The sequence below is a fragment of the Burkholderia sp. JKS000303 genome (assembly GCF_002563755.1).
Taxonomy (GTDB): domain Bacteria; phylum Pseudomonadota; class Gammaproteobacteria; order Burkholderiales; family Burkholderiaceae; genus Burkholderia; species Burkholderia anthina_B.
Genome location: NZ_PDBZ01000001.1, coordinates 483,561 through 503,638 on the forward strand (window position 1 = coordinate 483,561; position 20,078 = coordinate 503,638).

The following is a 20,078-nucleotide window of genomic DNA, read 5'->3' on the forward strand; positions in this document are numbered from 1 at the left end:
ATCGCGCCCCCTCATTTTGCTGCTTACCGTTGAAGCAGCACGCCGCTTCAGCCGAGCTCGGTCACGAGTTCCGGCACGAGCGCGAACAGATCACCGACGAGACCGTAGTCGGCCACGCTGAAAATCGGTGCTTCCGGATCCTTGTTGATCGCGACGATCACCTTCGAATCCTTCATGCCTGCCAGATGCTGAATCGCACCCGAGATGCCCACCGCGATGTACAGCTGCGGTGCGACGATCTTGCCGGTCTGGCCAACCTGATAGTCGTTCGGCACGTAGCCAGCGTCGACTGCCGCGCGTGACGCACCAAGCGCTGCCGACAGCTTGTCCGCCAGCGGCTCCAGCACCTTCGTGTAGTTCTCGCCGCTGCCCAGACCACGGCCGCCCGACACGATGATCTTCGCGCTGGTGAGTTCCGGACGGTCCAGCTTCGTCACTTCACGGCTCACGAATTGCGACTTGCCTGCGTCGGCCGCCGCTTCGATCTTCTCGACCGATGCGCTGCCGCCTTCCGCGGCAACCGGATCGAAACCCGTCGCACGCACCGTGATGACCTTGATCTGGTCGCTCGACTGCACCGTCGCGATCGCGTTGCCCGCGTAGATCGGACGCTCGAACGTGTCGGCCGAGTCCACTGCCGTGATGTCCGAGATCTGCGCGACGTCCAGCTTCGCGGCGATACGCGGCGCGATGTTCTTGCCGTAGGCCGTCGCCGGCGCGAGGATGTGCGAGTAGTCCTTCGCGATGTTCAGCGCCGTCGCTTCGACGTTTTCCGCCAGGCCTGCGGCCAGTTGCGGTGCGTCGGCCAGCAGCACCTTCGACACGCCTGCGATCTTTGCCGCTGCGTCCGCAGCCGCTTGCGCGTTGTGGCCCGCCACCAGCACGTGAATGTCACCACCGATCTTCGCTGCCGCTGCCACCGTGTTCAGCGTCGCGGCCTTGATCGACGCGTTGTCGTGTTCTGCAATCACCAGAATCGTCATTTCTTTCCGCTCCCTCTTACAGCACCTTGGCTTCGGTCTTCAGCTTCTCGACCAGCGTCTTCACGTCTGGCACCTTCACGCCGGCCGCCCGCTTCGGCGGCTCGACCACCTTCAGCGTCTTCAGACGCGGCGTCACATCCACACCGAGGTCTTCCGGCTTCACGTTTTCCAGCGGCTTCTTCTTCGCCTTCATGATGTTCGGCAACGTCACATAGCGCGGCTCGTTCAGGCGCAGGTCGGTCGTGACCACGGCCGGCAGCGTCAGCGACAGCGTTTCCGCACCACCGTCGACTTCCCGTGCAACGGTTGCCTTACCGTCGGCGATCGTCACCTTCGACGCAAACGTCGCTTGCGGCAGGCCAGCCAGCGCGGCCAGCATCTGCCCCGTCTGGTTCGAATCGTCGTCGATCGCCTGCTTGCCGAGGATCACCAGTTGCGGCTGCTCCTTGTCAACCAGCGCCTTCAGAATCTTCGCGACGGCCAGCGGCTCGACGCTGTCGTTCGATTCGACGAGGATCGCGCGATCCGCACCGATCGCGAGCGCCGTACGCAGCGTTTCCTGCGCTTGCGCAACGCCCACCGACACGGCGATCACTTCAGTCGCCACGCCCGCTTCCTTCAGGCGCACGGCTTCTTCCACCGCGATTTCGTCGAACGGGTTCATCGACATCTTCACGTTCGCGATGTCGACGCCCGTGTTGTCCGACTTCACGCGGACCTTCACGTTGTAATCGACCACTCTTTTCACTGGCACCAGGATTTTCATGCACACGCTCCAAAGTTACGAATACGACCAGAGGCCATTCTATAGCGAGGCCTCATGACTGCGCGGCCAAGCGGACCAATCCATCGCGACTATCGAGGATAGCGCTCCGCTTCGGCGCGCCGGCAATAGCGAACGGTCGTTCTATTTTAAAAGAGAAAAAACCCGGACGCAAAGCCCGGGTTTTCGATCATCGACTCTAATCGTCGCCGGGCGCGCCCAGTACTTCGTGTTACCAGGCAGCAATGACCGCGCCGCCGAACTTCTGCTCGATGTACTGCTTCACTTCCGCGGAATGATAGGCAGCGATCAGCTTCGCGACCCACGGCTTGCTGCGATCGGCCTCGCGAATCGCGAGAATGTTCGCGTACGGGCCGTTCGGACCCTCGATTGCGATCGCGTCCTGTTTCGGCCTCAGGCCCGCTTCCATCGCGTAGTTCGTATTGATTGCCGCCGCGTCGACGTCGCCGAGCGAGCGCGGAATCTGTGCCGCATCGAGCTCGACGATTTTCAGCTTGCGCGGATTGTCGACGACATCGAGCGGCGTCGCCTTCAGCCCCGCGTCCGCGCGCAGCTTCAGCAGCCCCTGCTTCTGCAGCAACAGCAGCGCGCGGCCACCGTTGGTCGGGTCGTTCGGCACCGCGATGCGCGCACCCGGCTTCAGCTCGGCCAGCGACTTCACCCGCTTCGAATAGATGCCCATCGGGAACGTAACGGTGTCCGCGACCTTGATCAGCTTGTAGCCGCGGTCCTTTACCTGCGCCTGCAGATACGGATCGTGCTGGTAGCTGTTCGCATCGAGATCGCCGGACGCGAGCGCCGCGTTCGGCTGCACGTAGTCGGAGAACTCGACGATGCGGATCTCAAGGCCGCTCTTCGCCGCGACCTTCTTCACCACTTCCATGATCTGCGCGTGCGGGCCGCCCGTCACGCCCACCTTGATGGTTTCCGCCTGCGCGTGCGCGCTCGTGAACAGCACGGCCGCGCCGAGTGCGACCGCGAATTTCAGCATGACGCGTCGTTGCATCGTCTCCCCCAACGGATGATTGTTGCTTTTACTTGTGGCTCAGCCGGCGCACCAGCCAGTCGCCGAACGATTGCGCGATCTGCACGAACACGATCAGGATCGCGACGACCGTCCACATCACTTCCGGCAGGTAGCGCTGATAGCCGTAGCGGATCCCGAGATCGCCGAGCCCGCCGCCGCCAATCGCGCCGGCCATCGCCGAATAGCCGACCAGCGACACGAACGTGATCGTCAGGCCCGCGACGATGCCCGGCAGCGATTCGGGCAGCAGCACCTTGAAGACGATCTGCGACGTCGTCGCACCCATCGACTGCGCGGCCTCGATCAGCCCGCGGTCGACTTCGCGCAGCGCGGTCTCGACCAGCCGCGCGACGAACGGCGCGGCCGCGAGCGTCAACGGCACGACCGCCGCGGCCGTGCCGATCGACGAACCCGTGACGAGCCGCGTGAACGGAATGACGGCGACCAGCAGGATGATGAACGGCGTCGAGCGCACCGCGTTCACGATGCCGCCGAGCACGCGGTTCACGCCGAGATTCTGCAGCACGCCCTGGCGGTCGGTCAGATAGAGCAGCACGCCGAGCGGCAGCCCGACGAGCGCGCCGACCGCCCCCGAGATGCCGACCATGATCAGCGTCTCCCAGAACGACTGCACGAACATATCGAACATCTCACTCAACATACGAAAGCTCCTCTACCACCACACCTTGCTCGCGCAGGAACGCAAGCGCTTCCCCGACCTTGCCCGGCTCGCCGCCCGCAAGCACCGCGAGCGACCCGAACGCCTGCCCTTGGATCTCGTCGATCTGGCCGTGCAGGATGTTGAAATCCAGTTCGTACCGGCGAATCGTCTCCGACAGGATCGGCTGGTCGACGCCCGAGCCGGTGAACGCGAGCCGCAGCAAATGCCCGCTGCCCGTCTTCAGTCGCTCGGCCACCCGCGCCTTCAGCGCCGGCGGCAGCTCCTGCGCGATCACGTCGCCGATCAGCGCGCGCGTCACTTCGTGATGCGGCTGCAGGAACACGTCGATCACGCGGCCCTCCTCGACCACGCGCCCCGCGTCGAGCACGGCGACGCGATCGCACACCTGCTTGATCACTTCCATCTGGTGCGTGATCAGCACGATCGTCAGGCCGAGCTCGCGGTTGATGCGCTTCAGCAGGTCGAGAATCGAACGGGTGGTCTCGGGATCGAGCGCCGACGTCGCTTCGTCCGACAGCAGCACCTTCGGCTTGCTCGCGAGCGCGCGGGCAATGCCGACGCGCTGCTTCTGGCCGCCGCTGATCTGCGCCGGATAGCGATCCTTCTGCGCGGACAGCCCGACGAGGTCGAGCAGCGGCAGCACGGCCGCCTCGATGTCGGCACGGCTTGCGCCGGCCAGCTCGAGCGGCAGCGCGACGTTCTCGAACACCGTACGCGACGACAGCAGGTTGAAGTGCTGGAAGATCATGCCGATTTCGCGGCGCGCTTCGCGCAGCGCACTGGCCGACAGCATCGTGAGATCGCGCCCGCCGACGACGACGTTGCCTTCCGTCGGCCGCGTGAGCAGGTTGATGGTGCGCACGAGCGTGCTCTTGCCGGCGCCGCTTCGGCCGATGATGCCGAACACTTCGCCCTGCGGGATCGTCAGGTTGACGTTGTGCAATGCGTCGACCCAGCCGGTCGGCCCGGGGAAACGCTGCGACAGATTGCGTAATTCGATCATGTAAACAAAACGGCGACCGCCTGGCGAAAAGGCCCGCCAGTCGGCCGCCGATGCATCTGGAATAACCGTCGATTTTACCGCAAACGCCTCATTCCCCTTAATAAGCGATTTCGATCTTTTCATAACCAAACGAAATTAGAGGGGTGCTGCGGGGCCGTGACGGGAATGCCGCGACTATGATCCGGAAACATCCATGCCAACAAAACAGGGGACACGCCAGATGACCGTCATCACCACGCCGGCAGCCGCATCCGCCACTGCTGCGCCGGGCTCGGCGGCGGCGTCCGCGCCGCGAATGGGCCGGCTGCGTACCGCGGACGGGCTCGAACTGGCGTCATACCGCTGGCCGGCCGGCGACGGCACCACACCGCCGCGCGCGACGATCGCGCTCGTGCACGGCCTCGCCGAACATGCGGGCCGCTACGCCGCGCTTGCCGCCAGACTGAACGCGGCCGGGATCGAGGTGCTGGCGATCGATCTACGCGGGCACGGCCAGTCACCCGGCAAGCGCGCATGGGTCGAGCGTTTCGACGGCTACCTGAACGATGCGGATGCGCTCGTCGCGCAAGCCGCCCGCGACAATACGCCGCTCTTCCTGATGGGTCACAGCATGGGCGGCGCCGTCGCGGCGCTGTATGCAATCGAGCGCGTGCCGGCACGCGGGTACGCGCTGACGGGGCTCGTGCTGTCGAGCCCGGCGCTGGCGCCGGGGCGCGACGTGCCGCGCTGGATGCTCGCGATGAGCCGCATCATCAGCCGTATCTGGCCGACCTTCCCTGCGATCAGGATCGATGCGGCGCTGCTGTCACGCGATCCGGCCATCGTCGCGGCCAATCGCGCCGATCCGCTCGTGCACCACGGCGCGGTGCCGGCACGCACCGGCGCGGAGATTCTCGATGCGATGGCGCGCATCGAGCGCGGCCGCGGGGCGCTGCACACGCCGGTGCTCGTCTACCACGGCACCGACGACAAGCTGACCGAGCCGGATGGTAGCCGCGCGTTCGGCGCCCGCGTCGGCTCGACCGATCGCACGCTGACGCTATACGAAGGCGGCTTCCACGAAACGATGAACGATCTCGAGCGCGATCGCGTGATCGACGCGCTGATCGCGTGGATTCACGCGCGCGCGCCGGCACGCTGAGCCCACGCGGCGGCCGCTCGCGTCAGATACCGGCCAGCACGCGCAGATGCGCGACGACGCTGCGTCCGAGCGCCGACAGGTTGTAGCCGCCCTCGAGGCAACTCACGATGCGGCCCTGCGCGTGCCGGCGCGCAACGTCGACGATCTGTGCGGTCAGCCATTCGAAATCGGCCTCGACGAGGCCGAGGTTGCCGATGTCGTCCTCGCGATGCGCGTCGAAGCCCGCCGATACGAACAGCATTTGCGGCTTGAACGCATCCAGACGCGGTAGCCAGAACATGTCGACCGCTTCGCGGATCGCCATCCCGTTGCTGCGCGCAGGCATCGGCAGGTTCACCATGTTCGGCGCCTGATGATCGGCGCCCGAGAACGGGTACAGCGGATGCTGGAAGAAACTGCACATCAGCACGCGCTCGTCGTTCGCGAACGCGGCTTCGGTGCCGTTGCCGTGGTGCACGTCGAAATCGATGATCGCGACGCGCTCGATACCGTGGACGTCGAGCGCATGCCGCGCGGCGATCGCGACGTTGTTGAAGAAGCAGAAGCCCATCGCACGCGCGGGTTCCGCGTGGTGGCCTGGCGGCCGGACGCTGCAGAACGCATTCGCGTAGCGGCCTTCGATCACCGCGTCGGTCGCCGCGATCGCGGCGCCGGCCGCACGCAACGCGGCCCGCCACGTGTCGCGGTTCATCAGCGTGTCCGGATCAATCTCGACATGGCCGTCGACGGGCGTCATGCTGCGGATGTAATCGATATGGGCCTGCGTATGCACGCGGCCCAGCGCGACCTCGCTCGCGAACGGCGCGGTTTCGTGCACGATCAGATCGTCGATGCGGCTCGCGATCAGCTGATCCTGGATCGCCGACAGTCGCGCCGGGCATTCCGGATGCCATTCCCCCATCTCGTGCAGCATGCAGTCGGGGTGCGTATAGAAGGCGGTTGCCATAAGCTGTCATCTGCGGCGCCGGGTGCGCCGCACGTCTCCATCAATGATGTCCATCGTCTGCCGCGAATTCGCCGCTAACTTACCACAACGGTGCGCTGCTTCGCCCCGATATGCGGGATGCGTCGGGTATACTGCGCCGAACCCCATCGCCTTGTCCGCCCGCTTCGACATGAATTCCAGCAAGCCTGCCGCCCTACTCTCCGCGCTGTTCCGTGTTCGCGCTCCGCTCGTTGCCGCTGCCGTCGTCGCCACGCTGGCCGCCGCGCCCGCCGTTGCGCAGACGCAGCCGGCCACGCCCGCCGGCGCGCAGGTCGCGCAGGCACAACCGCAACAGCCTGTACCGCAAGGTCAGACGTTCGAAGAGGAAATCGTCCCGCAGCGTTACGCGAACAACGCGCAGGTCGATGCGTTCATCGACGAGCTGGTGAGCCGCGACGGCTTCGACTCCACGAGCCTGCATGCGCTGTTCTCGCGCATCAGCTACTCGGCAACCGCCGTCAAGCTCGTGCGGCCCGCACCGACGCCGTCGATCAAGAACTGGCGCGTCTATCGCTCGCGCTTCATCGAGCCGATCCGCATCAATGCGGGCGTGAAATTCTGGAAAGCGAACCAGGCGACGCTGCAGCGCGCGTCCGAGCAATTCGGCGTGCCGCCCGAGGTGATCGTCGGGATCATCGGTGTCGAAACGATCTATGGCCGCTACATGGGCAACTTCCGCGTGCTCGACGCGCTGACGACGCTCACGTTCGACTATCCGGACACGCCGAATCGCGAGAGCCGCCAGGCGACCTTCCGCAAGAACCTCGAAGATTTCCTCGTCTGGACGCGCGACAACCAGCTCGACCCGACCACCGTGCTCGGCTCGTACACGGGCGCGATCGGCATCCCGCAGTTCCTGCCGAGCAGCATCCGCGAGTATGCGGTCGATTTCGACGGCACGGGCCACGTCGACCTGCGCAGCAGTCCTGCCGATGCGATCGGCAGCGTCGCGAACTACCTGAGACAGCACGGCTGGGAAACCGATCGTCCGGTGGTCTGGCGCATCACGCCCGACACGGGCAGCCTCGGCATCGCGCAAGCGGCGGCCGACGGTCAGCCCGAGCCGCACTGGGCACTGGCGCAACTGCTGCGCGCAGGCATGACGCTCAACGAGCCGATGGTCAACATCACCACCGAGGCCGGCACGCCGGTCACCGTGGTCGATCTGCCGTCGCCGGGACGCGCGACCGAATACATGCTCGGCCTCAAGAATTTCTACGTGCTGACGCGCTACAACCGCAGCTTCTTCTATGCACTCGCCGTGTATCAGCTCGGCGAAGCCGTGAAGGCGCAGATGGAAGCGAGCGGCGCGCTCCCGCTGCCCGCCGTGGACACGCAGGCGCAATAAGCGCAACCGCCCAAAGAAAAAGCGCCGCATCTGCGGCGCTTTTTTATTGCGTGCGTGGTGCGGGCTGCCTGGGCTCAGGCAGGGAACACGCCAGTCGACAGGTAGCGGTCGCCGCGATCGCAGACGATGAACACGATCGTAGCGTTCTCGACCTGACGCGCGATGCGCATCGCGACTTCACATGCACCGCCCGACGAAATGCCGGCGAAAATACCTTCGACGGACGCGAGCCGCCGCGCCATCGTTTCGGCCGCAGCCTGACTCACGTTCTCGACGCGATCGATACGGCTGCGATCGAAAATCGTCGGCATATAGGCTTCCGGCCACTTACGAATACCGGGAATACGCGAGCCGTCTTCCGGCTGCGCGCCGACGATCTCGATCGCCGAATTCTGTTCCTTCAGATAGCGCGACGTGCCCATGATCGTGCCCGTCGTGCCCATCGCCGACACGAAGTGCGTGACGCGGCCTTCGGTGTCGCGCCAGATCTCCGGGCCCGTCGTTTCGTAGTGCGCGACCGGATTGTCGGGGTTTCCGAACTGATCGAGGATCACGCCCTTGCCTTCGCGCTGCATCTGCTCCGCGAGGTCGCGTGCCAGCTCCATCCCGCCCTTCACCGGCGTAAGGATGATCTCGGCGCCGTAAGCGGCCATGCTCTGGCGGCGCTCGACCGACAGGTCTTCCGGCATGATCAGCACCATCTTGTAGCCGCGGATCGCCGCCGCCATCGCGAGCGCGATGCCCGTGTTGCCGCTCGTCGCCTCGATCAGCGTATCGCCCGGCTTGATCCGGCCACGCACCTCGGCCTTGCTGATCATCGACAACGCCGGACGATCCTTCACGGAGCCGGCCGGGTTGTTGCCTTCCAGCTTCGCGAGCACCACGTTGTTGCGTGCGCGAATCTCGTCGTCCGCCAGACGGACCAGTTGCACGAGCGGCGTGTTGCCGATCGTGTCTTCGATAGTTTTGTAAGCCATGGAGATACCGTGAGTACGAGGCCGATCAATCAATTGATTGTAAACCAGTGCCGGGGCTCACGCCGGCAACCCCATTGCGACGATGGAATAGACCCGTCGCACGATCCGCGATTGCACGCACGCGGCATCCACGCAAAAAGCCCGCGGCACGCCGCGGGAAACCGTCGCAACGACGGCGACTGAAGGAGCCTTTCGTCTGGTGCGCGTTACTTTTGTGCGGTGCGAGCCGGTGCCGCAGCGGGTTTCGCCGCAGCCGGTTTGCCGGTGGCAGGCGCCAGCGCCGCCGAACCCGCCGCGCCGATCGTCAGGCCTTCCTGCTGAAGGCGCTCGACCGTATGGCCGCCCATGCCTTTCACGCGCGACGCGAGATCGTCTGCATTCCTGAACGGGCCGCGTGCACCGCGCTCGTCGAGAATCGCCTTTGCCCGCGCAGGACCGATACCTTTGATGCCCACGAGCGCATCCTCGTTAGCAGTGTTGACGTCGACGGCTGCCGAGGCCGACGCGATCGCGCCGAGCATGGCAACTGCAGCAAACCATTTCCTGATCATGTGCGGGATCTCCGATGAAAACGGCCGGCGGCTGCCGACCGTGAGACCCAGTCTATCCATGCAACGCTTGCGTTTAAACCTGGCCGGACAGCCAACGTACGTAGCGATCGACACCTTCCTGCACGGTAAAGAACGGTGCGTCGTAGCCGGCCGCGCGCAGCTTCGTCTGGTCGGCCTGCGTGAAGCACTGGTACTTGCCGCGCAGCGCATCGGGGAACGGCACATATTCGATCAGGCCCTGCTCGACCTGCTGCGCGAGCGTCAGCGGCGGCAGGTTGTCGAGCGCGCGCAGTGTGTTCACGACCGACGACGCGATGTCGTTGAACGGTTGCGCACGGCCGGTGCCGAGATTGAAGATGCCCGACTTCTCCGGATGATCGAAGAAGAACAGGTTCACCTTCGCGACATCCTCGACCGACACGAAGTCGCGCGTCTGCTCGCCCGGCGCATAACCGTTGTACTCGCCGAACAGCTTGACCTTGCCTTCCGCGCGGAACTGGTTGAAGTTGTGGAACGCAACCGACGCCATACGGCCCTTGTGCGTCTCGCGCTGGCCGTACACGTTGAAATAGCGAAACCCGACGATCTGGCTCTTCGCGCTCGGCAGCACCCGGCGGATCACCTGGTCGAACAGGAACTTCGAATAGCCGTAGACGTTCAGCGGCGCCTCGACTTCACGCTCCTCGACGAACCGCGTCGAGCCACCATAGATCGCAGCCGACGATGCGTACAGGAATTGCGCGCCTTGCGCGAGGCATGCGTCGAGCACCGCGCGGCTGTAGCGGAAGTTGTTGTCCATCATGTAGCGACCGTCGGTTTCCATCGTGTCCGAACAGGCGCCTTCATGGAATACCGCGCGTACCTTGCCGAAATCGCCGCGCGCGAAGCGCTCGACGAATTCCGTCTTGTCGAGATAGTCGTCGATCTCGCAATCAACGAGGTTGCGGAACTTGTCCGCGCGCGTCAGATTGTCGACCGCGACGATGCGCGTCTCGCCGCGCTCGTTGAGCGCCTTGACGATGTTCGCGCCGATAAAACCGGCTGCGCCGGTAACGATAATGGTCATGACCGTCCTGCCTGAAAAGTGCGAGACATCCGGGCGGCGCACTGACGGCGCCGCCGAATGCACTCAGTGAAACAGTTCGTCGTAGTCGACGGTGGCCGTGCCGAGCTTGCCGACCACGATACCCGCCGCGCGATTCGCCAGCACGACGGCATCGACGAGCGGCACACCTGCGCCGAGCATCGTCGCGACCGTCGCGATCACGGTATCGCCCGCGCCGGATACGTCGTACACCTCGCGCGCAAGCGCCGGCGCATGCAGTTCGCCCGTGTCGGAAAAGAGCGTCATCCCCTCTTCCGAGCGCGTGAGCAGCAATGCATCGAGGTCGAGTTCCTCGCGCAGCCTGGCAACGCGCGCGCGCAGGTCGTCTTCCGATTTCCACTGACCGACGACTTCGCGTAACTCGGCGCGGTTCGGCGTGATCAGCGATGCGCCGCGATAGCGTGCCCAGTCGCCCCCCTTGGGATCGACGAGTACCGTCTTGCCGGCCGCGCGCGCCTTCTCGATCATCGTCGTCACATGGGTCAGACCGCCTTTCGCGTAGTCCGACATCAGCACGACGTCGTGCTGCGGCAGCAGCGCATCGAAATGCGCGAGCCCGGCAAGCAGCACCTCGTGCGTCGGCATCGCCTCGAAGTCGACGCGCAGCAGTTGCTGCTGGCGTGCGAGCACGCGCAGCTTGATCGTCGTCGGCAGCGCGGCGTCGCGTTCGAGATGGGGCGTCACGCCGCTGCTGGCGAGCAGCTCGACGATCCGCTCCCCGGGCTCGTCGCAGCCCACGACGCACAGCAACCCGGCCTGAGCGCCGAGCGTGACGACGTTGCGCGCGACGTTGGCCGCACCGCCGAGCCGCTCCTCCTGACGCTGCACATGCACGACCGGCACCGGCGCTTCCGGGGAAATACGGTCAACGTTGCCGAACCAGTAGCGGTCGAGCATCACATCACCGACGACGAGCACACGCGAACGCGCAAGCTGCTCGCGCGGTACCGGCACCACTTCGCGAAGAATAGTCATCGTGCGCTCATCCACGGGAGGAGGACTCGGGATCGACATGCGGGCGCCCGATCGCGTAGTAATCAATGCCGAGTTCGGCCATCGCATCCGGCTCGTACAGGTTGCGCCCGTCGAAAATCACCGGCGCCTTCAGTTCCGCCTTCAGACGCACGAAATCCGGGCTCCTGAATTCCTTCCACTCGGTGACGATCACGAGCGCGTCCGCTGCCGTCACGGCCGCGTCTTGCGTATCGACGAAATGCAGGCGCGCGAGCGCGTCGGACTTTTCGCCGAGGTCGAGCGCGAACACGCGGCGCGCCTCGTCAATCGCGACCGGGTCGTACGCACGGACGGTCGCGCCGCGCCCGAGCAATGCGGCGATCAGTCGGCGGCTCGGCGCCTCGCGCATGTCGTCCGTATTCGGCTTGAACGCGAGGCCCCAGACCGCGAATTCACGGCCGGTCAGATCCGCGCCGAAGCGCTGCTCGATCTTGCCGATCAGCACGTCCTTCTGCGCGGAGTTGGCCGCTTCGACGGCCTCCAGGATGCGCAGCGGCTGGCCATTCTCGCCGGCCGTGCGGATCAGCGCCTGCACGTCCTTCGGGAAGCACGAACCGCCGTAACCGACGCCCGCGTACAGGAAGTGATAGCCGATGCGCGGATCGGACCCGATCCCGCGGCGCACGGCTTCGATGTCGGCGCCGACCTTGTCGGCAAGATTCGACATCTCGTTCATGAACGAGATACGCGTTGCCAGCATTGCGTTCGCCGCATATTTCGCGAATTCCGCCGAACGCACATCCATGTAGATCGTGCGCTCGTGATTGCGGTTGAACGGCGCGTAGAGCTTCTTCATCTTTTCGCGCGCGACCGTGCCCGTCTCGTCGTCGTCGACGCCGATGATGATCCGGTCCGGACGCATGAAGTCCTCGACCGCCGCACCTTCCTTCAGGAACTCCGGATTCGACACGACCGAGAAGCGATGCGCGACGCTGCCCGCGAGCCCGCGTGCGCCAAGCGCCTCGTCGACCACGGCGCGCACGCGCTGCGCGGTGCCGACCGGCACCGTCGATTTGTCGACGATGACCTTGAAGCCCGTCATGTGACGGCCGATGTTGCGCGCTGCCTCGAGCACGTATTGCAGGTCGGCCGAACCGTCCTCGTCGGGCGGCGTGCCGACCGCGATGAACTGGATCTCGCCGTGCGCGACGCTCGCTTCGATATCGGTCGAGAACTGCAGGCGCCCCGCCGCGCGGTTGCGCGCAATGATGTCCTGCAGACCCGGTTCGTGAATCGGCATCCCGCCGTTGTTCAGGATGTCGATCTTGCGCGGATCGACGTCCAGACAGAAGACGTCGTGGCCGATCTCGGCGAGACAGGAACCCGTGACGAGGCCCACATAGCCGGTGCCGATGATGGTGATTTTCATAGATGCTCCGGTACTTCCCGGTAATTGACTAACTTGGCCGCCGGGCGGAGCCCGGCGGTAGCCGCTGTGCGTCGGCGCCGTACGCCGGAATCAGCCCGGCATCGCAGGTTCGACGCGGCGCGGCGCATAGGTTTCCCAACCGCTGCATCCCGGACACTGCCAGTAGAAGAGCCGTGCGCGGAAACCGCAATTCTGGCATGTATAGCGTGGCAGATTTTTGGTGCGCTGCCGGATCAGCGTGCGCATCATTTCAAGTTCCTTGCGGCGCGGCTCGTCGGCGGCCGCGATCTGCGCATCGAGCAGATGCAGCATGCCCGACAGGTTCGGCGCCTTCTCCATCTGCGCGCGCGCGAGCAAATGCGCCGCTTCCTGGCCACGCAGCCCTGCGATGTGCTGGTACGCAATATCGAGCAGGTCGTTCGACGGATAACGGTCGATGTAGTCCATCAGCAGCTCAGCACCTTCGACTGGCTTGCCGAGTGCGACGTAGGCCTTCATCAGCTTGTCGGCGACGAGCTGCAGATAAGCCGGATTCTGCTTTTCCACGCGCTTCCAGTGCTCGATCGCCGCCGCGGGGTCGCCCGCCGCTTCGGCTGCATCGCCGGACAGGATCGTCGCGCGCACGTTCTGGGAGTTCGCAACGAGCGCGAGCTTCAGCTGCTCGGCCGCAGCAGCCGCGTTCTTGCGCTGCAGCGCGTCCTGCGCAAGCTCGCAATGGAACTGCGCGATTTCGGTGCCGAGAGACTTCTCGCCCATCGACTCGATGCGCTTCGCGGTATCGATCGACTTGTTCCAGTCCTTCTCGATCTCGTAGATCGTCAGCAGCGCCCGCTGCGCACCCAGCGCGTAGTCGCCGTCGGCGAGCCGGTGGAATGCCTCCTCGGCGCGATCGAGCAGCCCGGCCTTCAGAAAATCCTGGCCGAGTTCGTACAGCGCGTGATCGCGTTCGTTGACCGGCAGGTCGGTGCGGCTCAGCAGGTTCTGGTGCACGCGGATCGCGCGGTCCGTTTCGCCGCGGCGGCGAAACAGGTTGCCGAGCGCGAAGTGCAGTTCGACCGTTTCCGGGTCGAGCTTCGCGACCTCGATGAACGCGTCGATCGCCTTGTCAGGTTGTTCGTTCAGCAGAAAATTCAGGCCGCGAAAATACGATCGCGGCAGGTTGGCGCTCTCCGACAGGAGATTCTTCAGGTCATAGCGTGACGCCGCCCAGCCGAGCGCAAACGCCACCGGAATCGCGAGCAACCACCAGAAATCCAGATCCATGCGAAATATCGAAGCAGAGACGACAACCGCGCGAGACTCGCGCGGCGTCCGTGTTAAATGACGGGCGGCATCGGCGGCTGGTCGACGACGGCCGGGGTTTCGCGCGCCGCGCGCAGATCGCGCTTCAGGCGCCCGTTCTCGAGACGCAGACGGAAGATCGCGGGCAGCGCGGACAGCAGGCCTGCCAGCAGCCCCACGGCGAAGAACGCGAGACCGATCAGGATCAGCGGCGCTTGCCATGTGTAGCCGGCAAGGAAATTCAGCGTCGCGGTTTGCGTATTGGCCAGTGCGAGCACCAGCAGCAGCACGAACACCAATACCCGGATCAGCCAGACGATAAACTTCATGAAGCCCTCTCTTGGTTGAGGTTTGCCGCGGCGCGCGACTCCCCTTCGCGGCGCCGAATCGACCCGTATTGTAAAGGAAGCGTTTCCGCGTCACTGCACATCCTGCGCGCGGGGGCGGTCATGCGGTCGCCGGAAATGAAAAAAGCGCCCACAGGGGGCGCTTTTTTCTTCAGCCTTCGCCGGATGGGTTCCGGGCACACCAAACGACGCTCAACGCTCGTCGTCAGGATCATCAGCTTTCAGCGGCTCACCGGCGCGGCCGTCGACGCGTTCACGCAACTCCTTGCCAGGCTTGAAGTGCGGCACGAACTTCTCGGGCACCTGCACTTTCTCCCCCGACTTCGGGTTGCGTCCGACGCGCGCCGGACGACGGTTGAGGCCGAAGCTGCCGAAACCCCGAATTTCAATGCGATGCCCTTTCGCCAGGGCGTCGGACATCGCATCGAGCATCGTTTTCACCGCGAAATCCGCATCCTTGAGGACAAGTTGCGGAAATCGCAATGCCAGCTGCGCGACCAACTCGGATTTGGTCATACTTCAGCAGACCTCGTGAGGCTTACTGGTTCTGGCCGTCGAGCTTCGCCTTCAGCAGCGCGCCGAGGTTGGTCGTACCGGTCGCAGCCGAGCTGGAGTCCGACTGCAGGCCGCGGATCGCTTCCTGTTGTTCAGCCGAATCCTTCGCCTTGATCGACAGGTTGATGCCACGCGACTTGCGATCGATGTTGATCACCATCGCGTTGACCTTGTCGCCTTCCTTCAGCACGTTGCGTGCATCTTCGACGCGATCCTGCGAGATTTCCGATGCGCGCAGGTAGCCTTCGATGTCGCCCGTCAGCGTGATGACCGCGCCCTTCGCATCGACCGACTTCACCACGCCGTCGACGATCGAGCCCTTGTCGTTCATTGCAACGTAGTTGCTGAACGGGTCGCCTTCGAGTTGCTTGATGCCGAGCGAAATGCGCTCCTTCTCGACGTCGATACCGAGCACGATTGCTTCGACTTCGTCGCCCTTCTTGTACTTGCGAACGGCTTCTTCGCCAGCTTCGCTCCACGACAGGTCCGACAGGTGGACCAGGCCGTCGATGCCGCCCGGCAGACCGATGAACACGCCGAAGTCGGTGATCGACTTGATTGCGCCCGTGATCTTGTCGCCCTTCTTGAAGTTGCGGCTGAAGTCATCCCACGGATTCGGCTTGCACTGCTTCATGCCGAGGCTGATACGACGACGGTCTTCGTCGATCTCGAGGACCATGACTTCGACTTCGTCGCCCAGCTGGACAACCTTCGACGGAGCAACGTTCTTGTTGGTCCAGTCCATTTCCGACACGTGAACCAGGCCTTCGATGCCCGATTCCACTTCGACGAATGCGCCGTAGTCGGTGATGTTCGTGACCTTGCCGAACAGGCGCGTGCCCGACGGGTAACGGCGCGAGATGCCTTCCCACGGATCGTCGCCCAGTTGCTTGATGCCCAGCGAGACGCGGTTCTTCTCTTGGTCGAACTTGAGGATCTTCGCGGTGACTTCCTGGCCAACCGACAGGACTTCGCTCGGGTGACGCACACGACGCCATGCGATGTCGGTGATGTGCAGCAGGCCGTCGATGCCGCCGAGGTCGACGAACGCGCCGTAGTCGGTGATGTTCTTGACCACGCCGTTGACGATCGCGCCTTCCTTCAGCGTCTCGAGCAGCTTCGCGCGCTCTTCGCCTTGCGTTGCTTCGATCACTGCACGACGCGACAGCACGACGTTGTTACGCTTGCGATCGAGCTTGATCACGCGGAACTCGAGCGTCTTGCCTTCGTACGGGGTCGTGTCCTTGACCGGACGCGTGTCGACCAGCGAACCCGGCAGGAACGCGCGGATGCCGTTGACCATCACGGTCATGCCGCCCTTCACCTTGCCGGTGATCGTGCCGGTGACGAGTTCGTTGTTGTCGAGGGCCTTTTCCAGCGACAGCCACGATGCAAGGCGCTTCGCCTTGTCGCGCGACAGGATCGTGTCGCCGTAGCCGTTTTCGAGTGCGTCGATTGCGACGGACACGAAATCGCCCGACTGCACCTCAACCTCGCCCTGATCGTTCAGGAATTCCTCGATCGGAATGTAAGCCTCGGACTTCAGGCCTGCATTGACGACCACGAAGTTGTGGTCGACGCGCACGACTTCGGCGGAAATCACTTCGCCGGCGCGCATGTCTTGGCGGGTCAGCGACTCTTCAAACAGAGCCGCAAAGGATTCAGTATTCGGGGTAGAGGTTTGCAGGTCGGACATAAAAATCTGATTGTGCATGGATCGCTGTGCCACGCCGGCCGGAATGGCAGGCTGAAAGGGCCAGATCGACGCCATACGGGGTTAAGGGTTTGAAACACGCTCCACGCTTACGGCGCGGAGCACCTACCGCTACCGGCCTTCTCAGGCCGGCTGACCGAGCACCCGGTACCACTGCAGCACCTGATCGACGGCTTCATCGACCGATAGCGCTGACGTATCGAGCAGCTTGGCATCTGCCGCGGGCTTCAGCGGCGCGGCGGCGCGATTGCTGTCGCGCGCGTCACGTTCACGTAGATCCCGGAGCAAGTCGTCTATATTAGCAGAAAAACCTTTTTGCATCAATTGCTTATGCCGTCTGGTCGCGCGTGCCTCGGCGCTGGCCGTCAGGAACACCTTCAGCACTGCATCCGGGAAGATCACGGTGCCCATGTCGCGCCCGTCGGCAACGAGGCCCGGCGTCTTGCGGAACGCGCGCTGGCGCGCGACGAGCGCGGTGCGCACCGGCCCGTGCACGGCAATGGCGGACGCGCGGTTGCCCACCGCTTCGGCGCGGATGTCGTTCGACACGTCGACGCCGTCGAGTTGCGCGCAGCCTTCGCGGAACGTGATGTGGAGATCGTCGATCAGTTTGACAAGCGCGTCGATGTCATCCGCCCCGATGCCGTAGCGCACGCTCGCGAGCGCCGCGAGACGGTACAGCGCACCGCTGTCGAGCAGGTGGAAGCCCAGATGGGCAGCGACGAGCGCCGCGACGGTGCCCTTGCCGGAAGCGGTCGGGCCGTCGATCGTGATGACGGGAGTCGGGTGAAAGGGTCGGGTCGATTTCATCGGGTCAGTCGGGTCAGGCTTTGGCGAGCGCGGCGAAGCGGTCGAAATAGTCGGGGAACGTCTTGCCGACGCACTTCGGGTCGTTGATCCGCACGGGTACACCGCCCAGGCTGACGAGCGAGAAGCACATCGCCATCCGGTGATCGTCGTACGTGTCGATCGCCGCGTTCGGCGTGAGCTGTTGCGGCGGCGTGACGACGAGATAGTCGGCGCCCTCCTCGACGATCGCACCGACCTTGCGCAGTTCGGTCGCCATCGCAGCGATGCGGTCGGTCTCCTTCACGCGCCAGCTCGCGATGTTGCGCAGCGTGCTCGTGCCGCTCGCGAACAGCGCCGCGACCGCAATGGTCATCGCGGCGTCTGGAATCAGGTTGAAGTCCATGTCGATCGGATCGAGCTTGCCGTGGTCGTGGCCGATGCCGCGCACCTCGATCCAGTCGTCGCCCATCGACACGTTCGCGCCCATCTGCATCAGCGCGTTCGCGAAGCCGACGTCGCCCTGGATGCTCGCGCGTCCTACGCCTTCGACACGCAGCGGGCCGCCGCCGAGCGCACCGGCCGCGAGGAAGTACGAGGCCGACGACGCATCGCCCTCGACCATGATCCGGCCCGGCGAACGATAGCGCACGCCAGCCGGCACGATGAAGCGCTGCCAGCCGTCGCGCTCGACGGTCACGCCGAAGCGCTCCATCAGCCGGATCGTGATGTCGATGTACGGCTTCGAGATCAGTTCACCGTCGACTTCGACGACGGTCTTGCCGTCCTTCGCCTTCACGAGCGGCAGCGTCATCAGCAGCGCAGTGAGGAACTGGCTGGACACGTCGCCGCGCACGCGGATCGGCGCGTCGACCGTGACGGTCGCGGGCTTGATCCGCAGCGGCGGGTAGCCTTCGTTCAGCTCGTAGTCGATCTGCGCGCCGATCTGCCGCAGGCCGTCGACGAGATCGCCGATCGGCCGCTCGTGCATGCGCGGCACGCCGTGCACGCGATAGTCGCCACCGTTGACCGCCAGGGCTGCCGTCAGCGGCCGCACGGCCGTGCCCGCATTGCCGAGGAACAGATCGGCCGTCTTCGCGGTGAATGCGCCGCGCGTGCCGGTGACGACACAGGTGTCGCCGTCGCGATCGAGCTTCACGCCGAGCTTGCCGAGCGCATCGAGCATCACGCGCGTGTCGTCGGAATCCAGCAGGTTGGTGATCGTCGTGTCGCCTTCGGCGAGCGCCGCGAGCAGCAGCACGCGGTTCGAGATGCTCTTCGAGCCGGGCAGGCGCACGGTGCCCGCTGCGCTGGAATACGGGCCGAGATCGAGATAGTTCATGGGAATCGTCCTGTTATTTCTTGACCGGTTCGGCAGCGGGCTGCGCACCGCGCTCCTGCCATGCCTTGCGTGCGGCGCGCGAGCGCGTGAACACGGCTTCGAGCGCCGCGCCGTCGCCGGCGTCGATCGCGTCACGCAGCCGTGCGAGCACGCGCGTATAGCCGTCGAGTTCGTCGAGCAGCGCCGCGCGGTTCGCGACGCACACGTCGCGCCACATTTCGGGGCTCGACGCCGCGATCCGCGTGAAATCGCGGAAACCGCCGGCCGCGTACGAGAATTTCAGCTCGGCATCCGCCTCGCCGAGGATCTGCTCGACGAGCGCGAACGACAGCACGTGCGGCAGATGGCTGATCGATGCAAACACGCGATCGTGCTGCGCCGTGCTCATCGTGCGCACGTCGGCGCCGGTTGCCCGCCACATCGCGTCGATCCGCGCAACCGATTCGCGCGCATTCTCCGGCAGCGGGCACAGCACGACGTTGCGGCCGACGTACAGATCCGGCAGCGCGGCTTCGACGCCGCTCGACTCGCGCCCGGCGATCGGATGCCCCGGTACGAACTGCGCGATCCGCTCGCCGAGCACGGCACGCGCGGCCTCGACGACGTCGGACTTGGTGCTGCCCGCGTCGGTCACGATCGTCGCTTCGCCAAGCCACGGCGCGATGCGCGCGAGCAGCGGCCCCGTTTGCGCGACGGGCGCGGCCAGTAACACGAGATCCGCACCGGCAAGCGCGTCGCGCAATTGCGCGTCATCGTCGAGTGCAGCCGCGCGATCGATCACGCCGAGCGCCAACGCGCGCTCGACCGACGCACGCGAGCGGCCGACACCGACGACCTCGCCCGCGCTGCCCGGCGTGCGCTCGCGCAATGCGCGAGCCAGCGACCCGCCGATCAGGCCGACGCCGAAGATGACCAGTTTGTTGAATGCAAAGCCTGACACGACAAGAGCCAAGTGACGCACGCGGAACGACGCCCCGCGCACGGAAGTCCAGATTCCGGGCAACGGGCCCATATCCGGCTCGACCGCGCCGGATACCGCCCGAACCCGCCTTCGGCAGCGCCGCCCGGCCTGCCTTGTCCGCTT

Annotated in this window: 20 protein-coding genes; 2 read left to right on the plus strand and 18 right to left on the minus strand. The window is 65.0% G+C overall.

Going from position 1 to position 20,078, the window contains the following annotated elements; translation table 11 throughout:
- Nucleotides 1-47 precede the first annotated feature (47 nt).
- From BX604_RS02290 to BX604_RS02310, 5 genes are all read right to left on the minus strand, one after another.
- On the minus strand, nt 48-983 hold the full coding sequence (locus tag BX604_RS02290) for an electron transfer flavoprotein subunit alpha/FixB family protein (RefSeq protein WP_098549390.1): 936 nt from the start codon (nt 981-983) through the stop codon (nt 48-50).
- A 16-nt stretch (nt 984-999) separates the two neighbouring features.
- Nucleotides 1,000-1,749 (minus strand): electron transfer flavoprotein subunit beta/FixA family protein, encoded by a 750-nt coding sequence (locus BX604_RS02295; RefSeq protein ID WP_098549391.1) that lies wholly within the window; start codon nt 1,747-1,749, stop codon nt 1,000-1,002.
- A 229-nt stretch (nt 1,750-1,978) separates the two neighbouring features.
- Nucleotides 1,979-2,773: a MetQ/NlpA family ABC transporter substrate-binding protein gene (locus tag BX604_RS02300; RefSeq protein ID WP_098549392.1), complete on the minus strand. Its 795-nt coding sequence runs from the start codon at nt 2,771-2,773 to the stop codon at nt 1,979-1,981.
- Nucleotides 2,774-2,801: 28 nt separating this feature from the next.
- Nucleotides 2,802-3,455 (minus strand): methionine ABC transporter permease, encoded by a 654-nt coding sequence (locus tag BX604_RS02305; RefSeq protein ID WP_098549393.1) that lies wholly within the window; start codon nt 3,453-3,455, stop codon nt 2,802-2,804.
- Nucleotides 3,445-4,479, minus strand: a complete 1,035-nt coding sequence (locus BX604_RS02310; RefSeq protein WP_098549394.1) for a methionine ABC transporter ATP-binding protein — start codon at nt 4,477-4,479, stop codon at nt 3,445-3,447. The genes BX604_RS02305 and BX604_RS02310 overlap by 11 nt, the downstream gene beginning before the upstream one ends.
- Nucleotides 4,480-4,699: 220 nt before the next feature.
- On the opposite strand from BX604_RS02310, the gene BX604_RS02315 reads away from it, so the two are divergent.
- Nucleotides 4,700-5,620, plus strand: coding sequence for an alpha/beta hydrolase (locus tag BX604_RS02315; protein WP_098549395.1), 921 nt, complete (start codon nt 4,700-4,702; stop codon nt 5,618-5,620).
- A 22-nt stretch (nt 5,621-5,642) separates the two neighbouring features.
- Here BX604_RS02315 and BX604_RS02320 read toward each other — a convergent pair whose 3' ends face one another.
- On the minus strand, nt 5,643-6,566 hold the full coding sequence (locus BX604_RS02320; RefSeq protein WP_098549396.1) for a histone deacetylase family protein: 924 nt from the start codon (nt 6,564-6,566) through the stop codon (nt 5,643-5,645).
- Nucleotides 6,567-6,609: 43 nt separating this feature from the next.
- Here BX604_RS02320 and mltB point away from each other — a divergent pair, with 43 nt between their 5' ends.
- On the plus strand, nt 6,610-7,953 hold the full coding sequence (gene mltB, locus BX604_RS02325; protein WP_098549397.1) for a lytic murein transglycosylase B: 1,344 nt from the start codon (nt 6,610-6,612) through the stop codon (nt 7,951-7,953).
- A gap of 74 nt (nt 7,954-8,027) precedes the next feature.
- Here mltB and cysM read toward each other — a convergent pair whose 3' ends face one another.
- The 12 genes from cysM to BX604_RS02385 form a co-directional block, all read right to left on the minus strand.
- Nucleotides 8,028-8,930 (minus strand): cysteine synthase CysM, encoded by a 903-nt coding sequence (gene cysM, locus BX604_RS02330; protein WP_098549398.1) that lies wholly within the window; start codon nt 8,928-8,930, stop codon nt 8,028-8,030.
- A 206-nt stretch (nt 8,931-9,136) separates the two neighbouring features.
- A complete protein-coding gene (locus tag BX604_RS02335) occupies nt 9,137-9,481 on the minus strand; it encodes a ComEA family DNA-binding protein (protein ID WP_098549399.1) in 345 nt (114 codons plus the stop codon).
- Nucleotides 9,482-9,554: 73 nt separating this feature from the next.
- Nucleotides 9,555-10,547, minus strand: a complete 993-nt coding sequence (gene rfaD, locus BX604_RS02340) for an ADP-glyceromanno-heptose 6-epimerase (RefSeq protein WP_098549400.1) — start codon at nt 10,545-10,547, stop codon at nt 9,555-9,557.
- Between the two features lie 63 nt (nt 10,548-10,610).
- Nucleotides 10,611-11,561, minus strand: coding sequence for a D-glycero-beta-D-manno-heptose-7-phosphate kinase (gene rfaE1, locus BX604_RS02345; protein WP_175802658.1), 951 nt, complete (start codon nt 11,559-11,561; stop codon nt 10,611-10,613).
- A gap of 7 nt (nt 11,562-11,568) precedes the next feature.
- Nucleotides 11,569-12,969 (minus strand): UDP-glucose dehydrogenase family protein, encoded by a 1,401-nt coding sequence (locus BX604_RS02350; protein WP_098549402.1) that lies wholly within the window; start codon nt 12,967-12,969, stop codon nt 11,569-11,571.
- A gap of 90 nt (nt 12,970-13,059) precedes the next feature.
- Entirely contained in the window at nt 13,060-14,232 is a 1,173-nt protein-coding gene (lapB, locus tag BX604_RS02355) for a lipopolysaccharide assembly protein LapB (protein ID WP_098549403.1), read from the minus strand.
- 53 nt (nt 14,233-14,285) lie between these two features.
- Nucleotides 14,286-14,579 carry a lipopolysaccharide assembly protein LapA domain-containing protein gene (locus BX604_RS02360; protein ID WP_098549404.1) on the minus strand — a complete coding sequence of 98 codons (294 nt, stop codon included), beginning with the start codon at nt 14,577-14,579 and terminating at the stop codon, nt 14,286-14,288.
- 210 nt (nt 14,580-14,789) lie between these two features.
- Nucleotides 14,790-15,113 carry an integration host factor subunit beta gene (locus BX604_RS02365; protein ID WP_034187427.1) on the minus strand — a complete coding sequence of 108 codons (324 nt, stop codon included), beginning with the start codon at nt 15,111-15,113 and terminating at the stop codon, nt 14,790-14,792.
- Between the two features lie 22 nt (nt 15,114-15,135).
- A complete protein-coding gene (gene rpsA / locus BX604_RS02370) occupies nt 15,136-16,848 on the minus strand; it encodes a 30S ribosomal protein S1 (RefSeq protein ID WP_098552674.1) in 1,713 nt (570 codons plus the stop codon).
- 141 nt (nt 16,849-16,989) lie between these two features.
- Complete coding sequence (gene cmk, locus BX604_RS02375; RefSeq protein WP_098549405.1) at nt 16,990-17,676, minus strand: (d)CMP kinase; 687 nt, start codon at nt 17,674-17,676, stop codon at nt 16,990-16,992.
- Nucleotides 17,677-17,689: 13 nt separating this feature from the next.
- Complete coding sequence (gene aroA, locus BX604_RS02380) at nt 17,690-18,994, minus strand: 3-phosphoshikimate 1-carboxyvinyltransferase (protein ID WP_098549406.1); 1,305 nt, start codon at nt 18,992-18,994, stop codon at nt 17,690-17,692.
- A 13-nt stretch (nt 18,995-19,007) separates the two neighbouring features.
- Nucleotides 19,008-19,934 carry a prephenate dehydrogenase gene (locus BX604_RS02385; RefSeq protein WP_098549407.1) on the minus strand — a complete coding sequence of 309 codons (927 nt, stop codon included), beginning with the start codon at nt 19,932-19,934 and terminating at the stop codon, nt 19,008-19,010.
- Nucleotides 19,935-20,078 lie beyond the last annotated feature (144 nt).